General features: G+C 31.9%; 16 protein-coding genes. 11 read left to right on the top strand and 5 right to left on the bottom strand.

Annotated elements, in window-relative coordinates; all coding sequences use genetic code 11:
* Window positions 1–7 precede the first annotated feature (7 nt).
* Window positions 8–1399, bottom strand: coding sequence for an MATE family efflux transporter (locus ACQY6M_RS13485; protein WP_428742408.1), 1392 nt, complete (start codon window positions 1397–1399; stop codon window positions 8–10).
* A 115-nt stretch (window positions 1400–1514) separates the two neighbouring features.
* Here ACQY6M_RS13485 and tpx point away from each other — a divergent pair, with 115 nt between their 5' ends.
* The 6 genes from tpx to ribB all read left to right on the top strand — a co-directional run bounded on the left by tpx (window position 1515) and on the right by ribB (window position 8254).
* Window positions 1515–2012, top strand: coding sequence for a thiol peroxidase (gene tpx / locus ACQY6M_RS13480; RefSeq protein WP_428742407.1), 498 nt, complete (start codon window positions 1515–1517; stop codon window positions 2010–2012).
* 6 nt (window positions 2013–2018) lie between these two features.
* Window positions 2019–2399 (top strand): diacylglycerol kinase family protein, encoded by a 381-nt coding sequence (locus ACQY6M_RS13475; RefSeq protein WP_428742406.1) that lies wholly within the window; start codon window positions 2019–2021, stop codon window positions 2397–2399.
* A gap of 27 nt (window positions 2400–2426) precedes the next feature.
* A complete protein-coding gene (locus ACQY6M_RS13470; RefSeq protein ID WP_428742405.1) occupies window positions 2427–4874 on the top strand; it encodes a DNA translocase FtsK 4TM domain-containing protein in 2448 nt (815 codons plus the stop codon).
* A gap of 39 nt (window positions 4875–4913) precedes the next feature.
* Window positions 4914–5567, top strand: coding sequence for a LolA family protein (locus ACQY6M_RS13465; protein WP_428742404.1), 654 nt, complete (start codon window positions 4914–4916; stop codon window positions 5565–5567).
* 93 nt (window positions 5568–5660) lie between these two features.
* Complete coding sequence (locus tag ACQY6M_RS13460; RefSeq protein WP_428742403.1) at window positions 5661–7112, top strand: LptF/LptG family permease; 1452 nt, start codon at window positions 5661–5663, stop codon at window positions 7110–7112.
* Complete coding sequence (ribB, locus tag ACQY6M_RS13455) at window positions 7112–8254, top strand: 3,4-dihydroxy-2-butanone-4-phosphate synthase (protein ID WP_428742402.1); 1143 nt, start codon at window positions 7112–7114, stop codon at window positions 8252–8254. The genes ACQY6M_RS13460 and ribB overlap by 1 nt, the downstream gene beginning before the upstream one ends.
* Before the next feature lie 150 nt (window positions 8255–8404).
* Here the strand turns inward: ribB and ACQY6M_RS13450 are convergent, their stop codons facing one another.
* Window positions 8405–9403 (bottom strand): SDR family oxidoreductase, encoded by a 999-nt coding sequence (locus ACQY6M_RS13450; protein WP_428742401.1) that lies wholly within the window; start codon window positions 9401–9403, stop codon window positions 8405–8407.
* 77 nt (window positions 9404–9480) lie between these two features.
* Here ACQY6M_RS13450 and ACQY6M_RS13445 point away from each other — a divergent pair, with 77 nt between their 5' ends.
* The 3 genes from ACQY6M_RS13445 (at window position 9481) to ACQY6M_RS13435 (ending at window position 11431) form a co-directional block, all read left to right on the top strand.
* Window positions 9481–9921, top strand: coding sequence for a winged helix-turn-helix transcriptional regulator (locus ACQY6M_RS13445; RefSeq protein ID WP_428742400.1), 441 nt, complete (start codon window positions 9481–9483; stop codon window positions 9919–9921).
* An 8-nt stretch (window positions 9922–9929) separates the two neighbouring features.
* The gene (locus tag ACQY6M_RS13440) at window positions 9930–10418 is read left to right on the top strand and encodes a nuclear transport factor 2 family protein (RefSeq protein WP_428742399.1); all 489 of its coding nucleotides are present in this window, start codon (window positions 9930–9932) and stop codon (window positions 10416–10418) included.
* 179 nt (window positions 10419–10597) lie between these two features.
* On the top strand, window positions 10598–11431 hold the full coding sequence (locus ACQY6M_RS13435; RefSeq protein ID WP_428742398.1) for an N-acyl homoserine lactonase family protein: 834 nt from the start codon (window positions 10598–10600) through the stop codon (window positions 11429–11431).
* 89 nt (window positions 11432–11520) lie between these two features.
* On the opposite strand, the gene ACQY6M_RS13430 is transcribed toward ACQY6M_RS13435, so the two are convergent.
* On the bottom strand, window positions 11521–11823 hold the full coding sequence (locus tag ACQY6M_RS13430) for a YciI family protein (protein ID WP_428742397.1): 303 nt from the start codon (window positions 11821–11823) through the stop codon (window positions 11521–11523).
* 21 nt (window positions 11824–11844) lie between these two features.
* Window positions 11845–12927 (bottom strand): alkene reductase, encoded by a 1083-nt coding sequence (locus ACQY6M_RS13425; protein WP_428742396.1) that lies wholly within the window; start codon window positions 12925–12927, stop codon window positions 11845–11847.
* A 143-nt stretch (window positions 12928–13070) separates the two neighbouring features.
* Here ACQY6M_RS13425 and ACQY6M_RS13420 point away from each other — a divergent pair, with 143 nt between their 5' ends.
* A complete protein-coding gene (locus ACQY6M_RS13420) occupies window positions 13071–13442 on the top strand; it encodes a winged helix-turn-helix transcriptional regulator (protein WP_428742395.1) in 372 nt (123 codons plus the stop codon).
* 178 nt (window positions 13443–13620) lie between these two features.
* On the opposite strand, the gene ACQY6M_RS13415 is transcribed toward ACQY6M_RS13420, so the two are convergent.
* A complete protein-coding gene (locus ACQY6M_RS13415; protein WP_428742394.1) occupies window positions 13621–13992 on the bottom strand; it encodes a winged helix-turn-helix transcriptional regulator in 372 nt (123 codons plus the stop codon).
* A gap of 106 nt (window positions 13993–14098) precedes the next feature.
* Between ACQY6M_RS13415 and ACQY6M_RS13410 the strand changes: the two genes are divergently transcribed.
* Entirely contained in the window at window positions 14099–14968 is an 870-nt protein-coding gene (locus ACQY6M_RS13410) for an SDR family oxidoreductase (RefSeq protein ID WP_428742393.1), read from the top strand.

Here is a 14968-nt window from a genome sequence, read left to right as displayed (position 1 = left end):
TTTTTAATTATTTTTCTCCAATTACTGGATTTGTTTTAATAAGTTGAACTGTTAATCTGTTAAATCGTATAAATAAAAGTATAGAAGCGGTTGTTAATCCTGCTAACAATCCTAACCATATTCCAAAGCTACCATATCTCTCTTCCGTTCCTAAGAAAAAACTAATAGGAAAACCAACAACCCAATACGATATAAAAGTAATTATTGTTGGTATTTTTACATCTTGTAAACCACGTAAAGCTCCTAATACCATAACTTGTATACTATCACTAATTTGAAAAATAGCGGCTGCAATCAATAAATTTGCGGCTATTTTCATTACTTCCATATTGTCTACATAATTATTAGCATCGCTTAAATCCATATATAAATTAGGTAGAGATTTATGAAATACAAAAAAGATTGTAGCAAATACAACTGCAAGGATGATTCCCAACATAAAGATAGAAAAAGCTATCCTTCTTAACTCTTTATAATTCTGTAAGCCTTTTTGATTTCCAACTCTAATCATTGATGCAACACTCAATCCAGTAGCAACCATAAACGTCATAGACGATAAATTTAAAGCTATTTGATTTGCTGCTTGTGGGTTTTTACCTAATAATCCACTTAGCCAAACAGCTGCTGTAAAAATCGCTACTTCAAAAAACATTTGCATCGCACTAGGCGTTCCTAAGCTAATAATTTTTCGAAGCATTAAAGTATCTAAAACAAAAATTTTGATGTTGGTAACCAAACGTCTTGAACGTTCTTTTTTACTCAATAACCACCATAAATATAGCACCATTACAAATCTAGCTAACAGTGTACCATAAGCTGCCCCAACTATTCCTAATCTTGGAAATCCAAACTTTCCATAAATCAGTAAATAGTTTAATAAAACATTCAACAGATTAGCAATTAATGTAGCATACATTGGATAACGTGTCATTGACATCCCATCGCTAAACTGTTTAAATGCCTGGAAAACAATCATTGGTATTAATGAAAAAGCTACCAGGTCTAAATATGGAATTGCTAATTCAACTACCTCCACTGGTTGTTTCATTAAATACATTAACGGTTTTGAAAAATATACTATAGAAAATAAGATAATTCCCATCATTGTGCATAAGAATAATCCATGTTTGAAAGTAGATTTTGCCTGATCAAAATTATTTGAAGAATCTGCCTCGGCTATTAAAGGAGTTATCGCTGTAGAAAACCCAATTCCCAAAGACATAGCTATAAACATAAAACTATTACCTAACGAAACCGCTGCTAATTCAGCTGTTCCCAATTGTCCTACCATTACATTATCTATAAAACTTACAAAAGTATGTCCTAGCATACCCAACATAACTGGTGTTGCAAGTTTTAAGTTATATTTAAACTCCGAAGTATATTGCTGTAAATTCAATTTTTACCCTTTTTTTCAGACTGCGAAGATAACTTTTTTAGAGGTCCTCTGGGTTTATCTTCTTCTTTTTTTAATTAATTTAATTACCTTTGATTTTTATTAAAACGTATATAAAATGGCTTCAATAACACTAAAAGGAAACCCTATCAACACAATAGGTACTTTACCAGAAATAGGGACTACAGCTACTAATTTTTCATTGGTTGCAACTGATTTATCTGTTAAAAATTTAAATGATTTTAATGGTTCTCGATTAATCTTAAATATTTTCCCAAGTGTTGACACAGGTACTTGTGCTACATCAGTAAGAGAGTTCAATAAAAAAGCTGCTGATTTAGAAAACACCAAAGTATTATGTATTTCAAGAGACTTACCTTTTGCTCAAGGTCGTTTTTGTGGTGCCGAAGGAATTGAAAATGTTGTAATGCTATCTGATTTTGCTACAGGGCAATTTGGTAAAGATTATGGCTTAGAGATTACTTCTGGTCCTCTAACTGGTTTACATTCTCGTTGTATTGTTATAATTGATGAAAAAGGTAACGTTACCTACACAGAGCAAGTAAATGAAACTGTAGACGAACCAAATTACGAAGCCGCTTTAAAAGCTCTATAAACATTTATGAAGAACCCTAACGACGGCTTTTTAAAAGGACGTTTACGTAGTATTAAATTTGCTGTAAAAGGAATGTGGTTGTTAATTATTACTGAAGATAGTATTAAAGCTCAACTTACGTTTGCTTTACTAGCTACTTTATTTGGTATTTATTTTAATATATCGTCTATTGAATGGATGATTCAATGTTTAGCTATTGGTATCGTTTTGGTTGCTGAAGCATTAAACACTGCTATTGAAAAAGTAGCTGACTTTATACACCCTGATTATCATAAAAAAATAGGTTTTATTAAAGATATTTCTGCTGGAGCTCCTGCTTTTGCTGCAGTAATATCTTTAATTATTGCAGGGTTTATTTACCTTCCTAAAATAATAGCTATATTGTAGCGTTCAATTTATTTCTAATAAAAATACATGGCCAAAAAAAAGACAACTGCGCAAAAGAAACAACCAAAAAATTCTATTTTTAAGAGGATTTCTATCTTTTTTTCTAACAGGCAAAATCAAACTGTTTTAGGCTTTTTTTTGTTGTTGTTTTCTATATTTTTAACTGTTGCTTTTATTTCTTTTTTCTTTTCATGGCAAGAAGACCAAAGTACTTTATCTCAATTCACAGATAGAACTGTTATTACTAAAAATTTGTTAGGTAAAATTGGTGCTAAACTAAGTGATTTCTTTATATACAGAGGTTTTGGATTAGGCGCTTTTATAATCCCTGTTGCATTATTTTTAACTGGAGCTCGCATTTTATTACAAACCAACTTAAAACGCATAGTCACTTCGTGGAACTGGGCTATTTTAGTTATGCTATGGCTATCTACTTCTCTTGGTTACGTTGAAAAAAAGAATGCACTTTTATCGGGTATTGTAGGTTTTGAATTAAATGAATATTTACAAACTTTTTTAGGTAAAACAGGTTTGGCTATCTTACTCATCTTCTTCTTTATTGCTTATTTAATTATTCGATTTAGTATTACCCCAGAGGGTATTGGTGAAAAAGTAAAAACTCATAAAGAAAAAAGTAAAGTTATTCTTAACAATCATACAGAAGAAATTACTCCTGATAATTCAACCATTATAGAGGACACTTCTGAAGTTCAAGAAGTAAAAACCGACAAATCAGATTTTGAATTGTCAGTAGAAAATTTACAACCTACAATTTCAAACTATTCTGGAGTTAAAAACACTTCAGAGGAAAAGGATAATACCAAAGTTTCCTTAGACGTTCATCAATCTATAGAACCCGTTCTTAAAGTTTCTGATGAAACCAGAAACGAAGTTGAAGTTGCCATTGAAAAAATAGCTGAAGAGAAAAGTGTTTCTGAAAACTTATCGGATCAATTAATAAAAGATTTTGGTGAGTTTGATCCTACGCTAGAACTAGGAAACTTCAAGTTCCCAACCTTCAATTTACTTAAAGAATATAATGAAAGTATTTCTGTTGACCCTAACGAATTAGAGGCCAATAAAAACCAAATTGTAGAAACTTTAAAAAACTACAAAATTGGTATTGCTCAAATCAAGGCAACCGTTGGTCCAACAATTACTTTATATGAAATAGTTCCTGAGGCAGGAGTTCGTATTTCTAAAATAAAAAACTTAGAAGACGATATTGCTTTATCTCTTTCAGCATTAGGAATTCGTATTATTGCACCAATTCCTGGAAAAGGAACTATTGGTATTGAAGTACCTAATAAAAAGGCAACCATCGTTTCTATGCACTCGGTAATTGCTTCAAAGAAGTTTCAAGAATCACCAATGCAACTTCCTATTGCTTTAGGAAAAACGATTTCTAACGAAACCTTTATTGTTGATTTAGCTAAAATGCCTCACTTATTGATGGCTGGAGCTACGGGACAAGGTAAATCAGTTGGGTTGAATGCAATACTTACATCACTTTTATACAAAAAGCATCCTGCGGAAGTAAAATTTGTATTAGTAGATCCTAAAAAAGTAGAATTAACACTTTTCAATAAAATAGAGCGTCATTATTTAGCAAAGCTCCCTGATGAATCTGAAGCTATTATTACCGATACCACGAAGGTTGTAAATACCTTAAATTCGTTATGTATTGAAATGGATAATCGTTACGACTTATTGAAAGAAGCAATGGTTCGTAACATTAAAGAATACAATGCAAAATTCAAAGCTCGTAAATTAAATCCTGAAAACGGACACCGTTTTTTACCATACATCGTATTGGTTATTGATGAATTCGCCGATTTAATTATGACCGCAGGTAAAGAAGTAGAAACTCCTATCGCTCGTTTAGCACAATTAGCACGTGCAATTGGAATTCATTTAATTGTGGCTACGCAACGTCCGTCAGTAAACGTAATTACGGGTATTATCAAAGCGAATTTCCCGTCTAGAATTGCCTTTAGAGTAACTTCTAAAATTGACTCTAGAACGATTTTGGATGCACCTGGAGCTGACCAATTAATTGGTCGAGGAGATTTATTATACTCCGCAGGAAATGATATTACTCGTATTCAATGTGCTTTTGTTGACACTCCTGAAGTAGAAAAAATCACCGATTTTATTGGTTCTCAACGTGCTTACCCAGATGCTTATTTATTACCAGAGTATGTTGGTGAAGAAGGTGGCACAAATCTTGATATTGATATAGAAGATAGAGACAAACTATTTAAAGAAGCTGCTGAAATTATTGTGACAGCACAACAAGGTTCGGCATCGTTATTGCAACGTAAATTAAAATTAGGATACAATCGCGCTGGTAGATTAATTGATCAGTTAGAAGCTGCTGGTATTGTGGGACCTTTTGAAGGTAGTAAAGCGAGACAAGTTTTAGTTACCGATTTAATTGCTTTAGAGCAATTATTAGAAAGTGAAAAGAATTAATAATTATAAACTATTCCGAAAGTGGAAATTAGAAAGACGATGAAAAAAATAGGATTATTATTTATTGGATTATGTATTAGCATTAATGCCATGGGACAAAAGAATTCTTCTGAAGCAAAAAAATTGTTAGACGAAGTATCATCTAAAATGGGAGCCTATAAAAATATGGTGATTGGTTTTAACTCTTCTCTAGTAAACAAAGCTGCTGGTATCACAAACGACCCACCTATTAGAGGAGAAATAACTCTCTCAGGAGAAAAATATAATCTTGATTATTTAGGAAATACTTTTATTTTCGATGGTAAAAAATTAGTCGTTATCAATAAAGATGAAAAGGAAGTAAGTATCACAAACGGTAATATTGATGAAGAAGATGGATTCATCTACCCTTCAAAATTATTGACTTTCTACAAAGAAGGATATACGTTTGCTATGGGAGCTTTAAAAAACAGTAATGGTCGTAAAGTTCAATATATCAACTTAACTCCTATTGATAGCAACTCAGACATTGTTAAAGTACAATTAGGTATAGATGCCAAAACAAAACACATTTATAAGCTTACTCAAATAGGTTCAAATGGTGCTGAAACTACTTTTACGATTACTAAATTTAAAAGTAACCAACCTCTTTCAGAAAAATTATTCTCATTTGATAAAACTAAGTATGCTAAACTAGGCTACTATATTGACTAAAAAAAATTACCCAAGAGTTTTGTTAATTGTTGTTTTAAAATCATTAACAAAACTTTTGTGTTTATATACCTCTAACCTACTACCTTTGCATCTGTGAAAACATTAGACAGATATATTTTAAAAAGCTTTTTAATCCCTTTTCTAGCAACCTTCTTTATCATTTTATTTGTATTGGTAATGCAGGCATTATGGTTAGCTTTTGATAACTTTGCTGGTAAAGGTATTAGTGTTGGAATTATCTTAAAATTCCTTTGGTACACTACTCTTCTTGTGGCTCCTCAAGCTCTACCTATTGGTGTTTTGCTCTCTTCAATTATGACACTTGGAAGTCTGTCTGAAAATTACGAGTTTGCTGCTGCAAAATCAGCAGGAGTATCCTTACAAAGAATGGTACGACCAATTGTTTTCTTAGCTATATTTTTAAGCAATATTAACTTTTTCTTTCTAAACTATGTTTACCCTTATGCCACTCTTAAACAGCTAAACATGAAGGTAAACATTAAAAAGAAACAACCTGCTATTGCTCTAGTTGCAGGTAGTTTCAATACTGAAATTCCTAATTTTCAAATAAAATTCGAAGAGAAATATGGTGAAAATGACAACCTTTTAAAGGAGGTTATGATTTATGATTTATCTTCTAAAAAAGGAAACAATAAAATTATCACTGCTAAAAGAGGAGAAATTCTTTCAGATGAAGGAAGTAGATACATGACTTTTGTATTGAAAGATGGGCATTATTTTGAACACCACTTAAAAAATGGGGCATCTTTAAAAGAAAGACAAAAAATGCCTGCATCATATGCTGATTTTGATGAATATACCATCAATATTGACATCTCTTCTTTTAATGAAGGTAGCCTTGAAGATGAAAAGTACAAAACACAATTTAACATGTTAAGCTTGGCACAATTAAAAGATACCTTACCCACAATGAAGAAGGATTATGATGATTTTGTTACAAGTAGAGCTAAAAATTTATTTCTAAGTATTGATATAGAAGATTTACACCAATATCCTGATTCGCTAATAAATAAAGAACTATCAACAGATATTCTTGACAACTTTGATTTAAAAGAAAAACAAAACATAATTTTAACAGCAACTTCAAAATTAGAACGTACTATTAACAATAATGCTTCTAATAAAGAAACCTTAAAAAATAGACGTAAATATTTAAACCTATACGATATAGAATTCTATAACAGAGTAGCCTTTTCACTCTCTTGCTTACTCCTATTCTTTATTGGAGCTCCTTTAGGTTCTATTATTAGAAAAGGAGGTATGGGATTGCCTATGATTTTGGCTATTGCTATTTACGTTTTATACTTTTTCTCCAATACTTTTGGAAGAAACTTAGCTGAAGAAAGCTCGTTAACTGCTATTACAGGATCTTGGCTAAGTGTATTTATAATGTTACCTTTGGCTATAACTTTAACTGTTAGAGCTACTAAAGACAAAGGACTATTTGATATAAATAGCTTTTTTGCATCTATTAGAAACTCTTTTAAAAACTTATTCTCTAAAAAAGAGAAAACAATAAAATAATGACAACACAAACACCAACTAATATTCATTTAAATACAATTGAAGAAGCTATAGAAGATATCAAAAATGGTAAGGTTATTATTGTCGTTGATGATGAAGATCGCGAAAACGAAGGTGATTTCGTAGCAGCTGCAGAGAAAATCACCCCAGAAATGATCAACTTTATGGCTACACACGGCAGAGGCCTAATTTGTACTCCTCTTACCGAAACCCACTGTGAAGAGTTAGAATTAGGTATGATGGTTAGTAACAATACCGATCCTATGGAAACTGCTTTTACGGTATCGGTTGATTTACGAGGAAATGGAGTTACCACTGGTATTTCTGCATCTGACAGAGCTAAGACCATTCAAGCTTTGATAAATCCTAACACCAAACCTTTTGATTTAGCTAGACCAGGACATATTTTCCCTTTAAAAGCCAAGAACGGGGGTGTTTTAAGAAGAACCGGGCATACTGAAGCTGCTATCGATTTTGCTCGTTTAGCTGGATTACAACCTGCAGGAGTTATCGTTGAGATAATGAATGAGGATGGTACTATGGCTCGCTTACCTCAACTGGTTGAAGTTGCTCAAAAATTCGATTTAAAAATTGTTTCTATTGAAGATTTAGTAGCTTATCGTATGGAACACGATTCGTTAATTGAAAAGAAAGAAGATTTCAATATCCAAACTCGCTTTGGCGATTTCCGTTTACGTGCTTACCAACAAACTACCAACAGCCAAGTTCATATTGCTTTGACTAAAGGGACTTGGAGCAAGAACGAACCGATTTTAACTCGTGTGAATTCTACCTTGGTAAACAACGATATATTAGGAACGCTTACCAATAATGCTGATCAGAAATTAGACCAAATGTTTAAAGTGATTAATGATGAAGGTAGAGGTGCTATCCTATTCATTAACCAGCAAATGCAAGCATTAAACTTATTGAATAGACTTCGTATTTTAAAAGAGAACCAAGCAAAAGGAGAAATGAAAGCTCCAAATGTGGTAATGGATAATAAAGATTTTGGTATTGGAGCCCAAATTTTACACGATTTGCACATTCACAAACTACGCTTAGTTTCTAATACCAAACAAACCAAACGTGTGGGTATGATTGGTTACGGATTAGAAATTGTTGATTATGTAAACTACTAATCAAAAAAACAATATAAATATAAAAAAATCCCGAGTTAGCTAACTCGGGATTTTTTTATATTTAATAATACTAAAATTGCTGCTTATTTTACTATTTAAGGAGTATAATAGTAAATTTATGGTGTATGTAACCAATTAAAATCACTCGCCCTATAAAAAGTCGTCAACAGATTTAGCCGTATCCAACACCATTTTTTCAAAAGGAATTGGTTCCCAGTTAAAAACTGTTTTTGCTTCCTTCACTTTACCCTCATATTTTTTACCAACATAGGGCAACATTCCTTTCATTTCATTATTGAAATTGGATAATAATTTAACCATAAAATTAGGAACTACACCGGTACCTACCTTTTCATATCCATTTGACTTTAACAACTTTGTAATCTCCCGAAAAGAGTGAGCCGTTTCTGTAGCTACCATAAAACGCTGATTGCTAGCTTCATCATTTTCTAAAGCTAAAACGTGAATTTTTGCTACATCTCTCACATCTGACATATTGATACTGGCTTTAATCATTTGCTTTAGTTCACCAGTAATTATTCGTTTAAACAAGGTCATAGATTCACCTGAAAGATTAGCGGATAATGAAGGACCATAAACAGGACCAGGATGAATAGTTACTAACTCCATTTCTTTATCTTTTACAAAGTCCCAAGCACTTTTTTCAGCCAGTGTTTTGCTTTTCAAGTAAGCAGTAGCGTTTCTAGAATTCGTATTCGTCCAACTTTTTTGGTTAATATTTTCATCGCCTGTTAAGTCACCCAACATCGCTACCATTGAGGAAGTCAACACTACACGTTTTATTCCAGCTTTGTGAGCAGATTTTAAGGCTCGTAGCGTTCCTTCAACAGCAGGTTTAATGAGTTCACTTTCATCTTTAGGTACTTTTGAAAAAAATGGAGAAGCTACGTGCATCACAAAATCACAATCTACAACTGCTTCATCCCATCCATCATCATTTAATAAATCCAGTTCGCAGAATTCTAAGTTTCCATTTAGAACAGTATATTTTTCAATTGTTTCAGCAAGCTTTCGAGCTTTTGACAAATTTCGAATAGAACCTTTTACTGCATACCCTTTCTTTAACAACTCTACTGCACAATGCAAACCGATATAACCTGATATTCCTGTTAATAAAACTTTTTTCATTTATTTTTTACTTTTATTATGCAAGCAAAAATAAAATTATTACTTTTGTTTTGCAAGTAATATTAAACATTTTTCAAATGGAGAATCATTTTAGATGTAAATGCCCCATAACTTCAGCACTTGATATTGTTGGGGACAAGTGGACATTGGTTATTATCAAACAGATGCTTTTTGAGGAAAAAAGTACTTTTAAAGATTTTACTGAAAGTCAAGAATCTATTGCTACCAACATTCTTTCATCAAGATTGAAACTGTTGGAAAAGTTTGGAATAATCAACAAGGAGAATCATCCTGAAAACAAGAAAACCAATATTTATACTTTGACTAAAAAAGGTTTGTCGTTTACCCCCATTCTAATTGAGCTTATGTTTTGGAGTAAAGAAAATATCCAAGAGTTTCATCCAAACCTAAATATTTATCCGGAACTAGATAAAATAAAAATGAATACAGAGCAATCAAGCAAACAAATCATCGAAACATATAATAAATACAAACAATCACTTCTAAAAATCAAATAATAATAAGCATGTCAAATACTAAAGCTCCGCTAATAATTTTCGATAATTACACACAAGACCAATGGACACAGCAAGAAACTGAAAACGTAAAAGTGGTTGTCGATTTTTTTCAACATTTAATGAATGAACACAATTTTGAATACACTTTAAAAACTTTTGGTGGTGGTTCATACATTCAACACAATAGAGCTATTCCTAATGAGATTGAAGGACTTGTAGGTTATGTAAAAACAATGGTAAACCGCTTTCCAGAATATTCTTTTGATGTAAAGAAAATTTTTACCGATGGTGATTTTGTTATCCTTCAAAGCCATACCACGATGAAAGCAAAACATAGAGGCAACGAAAAGAAAGGTTTTATCATTACTGATACTTTTAAACTAAAAGAAGGTAAATTGGCAGAACATTGGGACGCTATACAACCAATCGATTTTTTCTCTAGATTTTTAATGTTGGTTACAGGTGGAACGATTGGAAATAATAATTCAACTTTTTAGACTCGGCAAAAAAATAACTGGCTACGACAATATATAACCGAAATTACGATGGATTTGAATACGTCCGAATACAACCAGAATTGTTAACATCAATACTAAGCCAAAAAATAGTAACTTTAATCCTGTAACTCACAGTTATAATAGACTGTCGACGAAAACCCTCAATCCAATTCAATAGCATGAAAAACTACCTAATCCCTTTTACATTAATCCTCTTCGCAATAACTTCAGTAAAATCTCAGAATTCAAATTATGATGTTTTTGCATTACAATTTGCAGGTCCACGAAAAATGTCTGGAGACAAAATAGCAGTTAATGGTTTAGAGTCTGATACGGTATCAGCATGTAATATGTTTTGGCTATTAAAAGGAACCAATGGTCGTAATATTCTAGTCGATTCTGGTTTTACAGACTCAATCACACACAAGATTCCAAATTATGTAAGACCAGATAAAGTTCTTGAGCGGCTGAACATTAAGAACAATCAGATTTCAGATATTATCCTAACACATCCGCACTGGGATCATATTGGCGGACTTTCTCTATTCCCTAATGCCACAGTTTGGATTCAAAAAGCCGATTACGAATATTTTGTTGGTGAAGCTTGGCAAAAAAAGGGTTTCTCCGATGGATTTGATAAAGCTGATGTGCAAACAATTGTTGATATAAATTTACAAGGAAAATTAAAACTTGTAGAGGGTGATGACATTGAGATTATTCCTGGAATAAAAATTTATATTGGATCAAAACACACATATGAATCACAATATGTGCTCGTTAACACCAATGATAAAGAACCTGTTATTATCGCTTCGGACAATATCTGGTTTTACTACAACTTAGAAAAACGTTTGCCTATACCTCATTACACATTTAATCCCAATAAATATGTTAGTGAAATGGAACGAATGAAAAGCTTTGTTTCCAATATGAAGTTTATTATTCCGGGACACGATGCACAAGTATTTACTAAGTTTAAGAAAATTGCAGACGGGATTGTAAAAATAGAATAACTAAAAAACCCGAGTTAGCTAACTCGGGATTTTTGTATGTCATAAATTAGAATTCTATCCTCAATTTTATTATGTATATAAACAAGTTATTATCTGAACAGAAAATCTAATCGGTTATTTAGTTTAGCTGGTGTAAATTCAATTATTTCAAAACTAACAATATTTTCAATTACAAATGGGTCTTTCTCTACCCTAACCTGAATATCTGAAAATGTGGAATTGTAAGCCACAATCACACCTCCAAGGTTAAATTTAAGACTACCAACCATTAAGAACACGTCATCTTTAATACCATCATTTATCCATTCATTATGCCCTTGCATTAATTCATGAGCTCGACCTTTATTTTCTGAAAATTTAAGAGTTACAATAAACATTGAGTTTGTTTTCATAGTGTTTATTTTTAAATATTTTTATTGATGAGCTAAAAACGGGTAATCAATATAACCTTCTTCTCCGCCTCCATAAAATGTTTCAGGATTCTGGTCATTATAATCAGAGTTTAATTCAAACCTCATTGGTAAATCCGGATTTGCAATAAATAAATGTCCATAGGATACCATTTCAGCAATACCTTTTTCTATAGCCTCATTTCCAGTTTCTCTAGTATATCCTCCATTTATTATCCGATTTCCTTTGTATAATTTACCATAAAAATTAGCAACATCAGACACCATTTCAGGATACTCATTTATAGGCATCATCGGATTCATTAGATGTAAATATCCCAGATTATAATCATTAAGTCTTTCTATTATATAAGAATAGGTTTGCTTTGGATTAGAGTCTCCAACTGAATTAAAAATTCCAGATGGAGATAATCTTACACCAACTCTTTCACTATCCCAGACCTCAAGTACAGCATCAAGTACTTCAAAAAGAAATCTACTTCTATTAGTTATCGAACCGCCATAATAATCTATACGTTTATTACTAACATCATCTATAAACTGATTTATGAGATATCCATTTGCGCCATGTACCTCAATACCATCAAACCCTGCATTTTTAGCATTTTGTGCAGCAACTTTAAATTCATTAATAATGGAAGAAATTTCATTTAAACTCAATTCTTTAGGCGTCTCAAAATCTTTTAATCCATTTGGTGTATACCCTTGTCCATTAGGCTTAATACTTGATGGAGCAACGGGTTTTTGTCCGTCAAGGAAGTCTGAATGTGAAATTCTACCAACATGGAGTAGCTGCACAAATATTTTCCCTTCATTTCTGTGCACTTCATCTGTTACTCTCTTCCAACCTTGAACTTGTTCTTGGGTATAAATTCCCGGAGCATTCACATACCCTACTCCATGTTTTGAGATTGATGTTGACTCAGCAATAATTAACCCTGCACTCGCTCTTTGTGAATAATGTTCAATGTTCAGATCCGAAGGAACACCATTGGGGTTAGACCTCATTCTTGTTAATGGTGCCATTATTACTCTGTTTTTCAATTCTAAACTTCCTATTTGAATTTTCTCTAAAATTTTTAACATTATGATTTGTTTTTATTTCAGACAAAACTAGCCTAACACTATCTTTAATACAAGTAGTTACTTTTTTGTATGGTACATACATTTTTGTATGTTTTTAATAAAATAAGTACCTTTAGAGCAACTTTTTTTTAAAAATATTTTTTATGCATCATCCAGAAGAGAGTTGTCCTTTATCATTAGGAGTAAAAATGATAAGTGGAAAATGGAAACTTTTTATTTTAAATGGCCTTAAGAATGAGCCAAAAAGATATGGGGAATTAAGACGGATTTGTGGAAATATCACCGAAAAAATGCTCACAAACCAACTAAAAGAATTACAAAATGATGGTTTAATAAATCGTAAAGTATACCCGCAAGTTCCTCCAAAAGTGGAATACTCGCTCACAGAAATAGGTCAAAAATTATGTTTCATTTTTGATCCACTTTATGAATGGGGCGTTGAGTATATTAAAGAAGTTATACCCGAACAATCTTACTTACTTAACAATATGAGTTACAATGAAGTTAACAAATAGAAAATATTGAATTGCCTCCTATTAGGATTAGGAAGCACTAGGTACAATACCATGTATAGATTATTATTTCTAATTTAACTATCGGAAAATAACATAAAAACTAAAAACCCCGAGTTAGCTAACTCGGGATTTTTGTATGCTCTACATTAAACTACTACCTAAACATCCAAAAAAAAGTTTATGCATTATTTTCTAAAACTGACTCTCTATGAGCAAGCCCCCATGCAACCATAGAATCTAAGACCTGTATTATTTTTCTACCAGATTCAGTAAGTTCATATTCTATTAAAACTGGTTGACTATCATAAACTTTTCTTTTTACAACACTATTCACCTCCAAATCTTTTAATTCCTTAGATAACATTCTTGGTGTAATCTTATCAATACTTAGCTGAATGTCCTTAAATCGTTTATTACCATACAACAAGGCTGCAATTATGGGCATTTTCCATTTACCGCTCAATACATTTAATGTATCATTAATAGCCAAGACATAACTTACAGGACACTTCTTTACCTCTGGATAGGTTTGAATCAATTCAAATTTCATAAAATTTATATTACTATACTTTTGTATACTAGTATTTTTAAGTACTTAACTATACTTTAGATACCAAATATACTAATTTTGTATAAACAATTTAAATATATCAAATATGATTTTAGTAACAGGAGCCACTGGAGGATATGGCAATAGTACCATTCATGCATTATTAAATAAAGGAATACCTGCTTCAAACATTGCTGCACTGGTAAGAAATAAAGAAAAAGCTTCAGACTTAAAAAGCAAGGGTATTGAACTAAGAATTGGAGATTATTCTGATTACAACTCTTTAGTCAAAGCATTTCAAGGAATAGACAAATTACTATTCGTTTCAGGAAACGATATTAAAGCAAGAGAAAACCAACACAAAAAGGTTATAAAAGCAGCTATTGAGGCTAATATCAATCATGTGGTTTATACTTCTTTTATCAGAAATACAAGTGTAGAAGATTCTGCAATAGGATTTTTACAAGACTCACATGCAAAAACCGAAAAATGGCTAAAAGAAAGCAGCCTAAATTACACCATACTTCAAAATGCTTCCTATTTCGAAAATATTCCAATGTTTATAGGAGAAAATGTTTTAGATACTGGTGTTATATCTTTACCCGCTAAAGAAGGAAAATCTAATTCAGTTTTAAGAGATGAATTAGCAGAAGTTACAGCACACATTTTAGTTTCAGAAGGTCATAATAATAAAATATATTCGCTAACAAATCCAGAGGCTTTTAGCTATAAAGATGTGGCAGAAATATTGACAAAAATATCAAGAAAAGAAATTATTTATCAATCACCTAAAGCAGGGGATTATCAAGAAACATTAAAACAATATGGAGTTCCTGAAGAATACATTGAATTGTTAACCGCCTTCTCTTTAGCTCAAGCCAAAGGAGAATTAGAATTATCTGACAATAGTTTAGAAATCTTACTAAATAGAAAACCTACAACTATAAAAGAATATTTGAGTAACGCATTTAACTAA

This window comes from Tenacibaculum sp. (assembly GCF_050290165.1).
Taxonomy (GTDB): Bacteria; Bacteroidota; Bacteroidia; order Flavobacteriales; family Flavobacteriaceae; genus Polaribacter.
The sequence above is the reverse complement of the archived record's forward strand: the minus strand, read 5'-3'. Positions and strand labels throughout refer to the sequence as shown.

What these genes read in the sequence shown, in the direction of transcription:
- ACQY6M_RS13435 (WP_428742398.1), top strand. Translation starts at nt 10,598, where the DNA reads ATGAAAAACTACCTAATCCCTTTTACATTAATCCTCTTCGCAATAACT.
- ACQY6M_RS13465 (WP_428742404.1), top strand. Translation starts at nt 4,914, where the DNA reads ATGAAAAAAATAGGATTATTATTTATTGGATTATGTATTAGCATTAAT.
- ACQY6M_RS13470 (WP_428742405.1), top strand. Translation starts at nt 2,427, where the DNA reads ATGGCCAAAAAAAAGACAACTGCGCAAAAGAAACAACCAAAAAATTCT.
- ACQY6M_RS13450 (WP_428742401.1), bottom strand. Translation starts at nt 9,403, where the DNA reads ATGAAAAAAGTTTTATTAACAGGAATATCAGGTTATATCGGTTTGCAT.
- ACQY6M_RS13415 (WP_428742394.1), bottom strand. Translation starts at nt 13,992, where the DNA reads ATGAAATTTGAATTGATTCAAACCTATCCAGAGGTAAAGAAGTGTCCT.
- tpx (WP_428742407.1), top strand. Translation starts at nt 1,515, where the DNA reads ATGGCTTCAATAACACTAAAAGGAAACCCTATCAACACAATAGGTACT.
- ACQY6M_RS13410 (WP_428742393.1), top strand. Translation starts at nt 14,099, where the DNA reads ATGATTTTAGTAACAGGAGCCACTGGAGGATATGGCAATAGTACCATT.
- ACQY6M_RS13430 (WP_428742397.1), bottom strand. Translation starts at nt 11,823, where the DNA reads ATGAAAACAAACTCAATGTTTATTGTAACTCTTAAATTTTCAGAAAAT.
- ACQY6M_RS13445 (WP_428742400.1), top strand. Translation starts at nt 9,481, where the DNA reads ATGGAGAATCATTTTAGATGTAAATGCCCCATAACTTCAGCACTTGAT.
- ACQY6M_RS13440 (WP_428742399.1), top strand. Translation starts at nt 9,930, where the DNA reads ATGTCAAATACTAAAGCTCCGCTAATAATTTTCGATAATTACACACAA.
- ACQY6M_RS13420 (WP_428742395.1), top strand. Translation starts at nt 13,071, where the DNA reads ATGCATCATCCAGAAGAGAGTTGTCCTTTATCATTAGGAGTAAAAATG.
- ribB (WP_428742402.1), top strand. Translation starts at nt 7,112, where the DNA reads ATGACAACACAAACACCAACTAATATTCATTTAAATACAATTGAAGAA.
- ACQY6M_RS13475 (WP_428742406.1), top strand. Translation starts at nt 2,019, where the DNA reads ATGAAGAACCCTAACGACGGCTTTTTAAAAGGACGTTTACGTAGTATT.
- ACQY6M_RS13425 (WP_428742396.1), bottom strand. Translation starts at nt 12,927, where the DNA reads ATGTTAAAAATTTTAGAGAAAATTCAAATAGGAAGTTTAGAATTGAAA.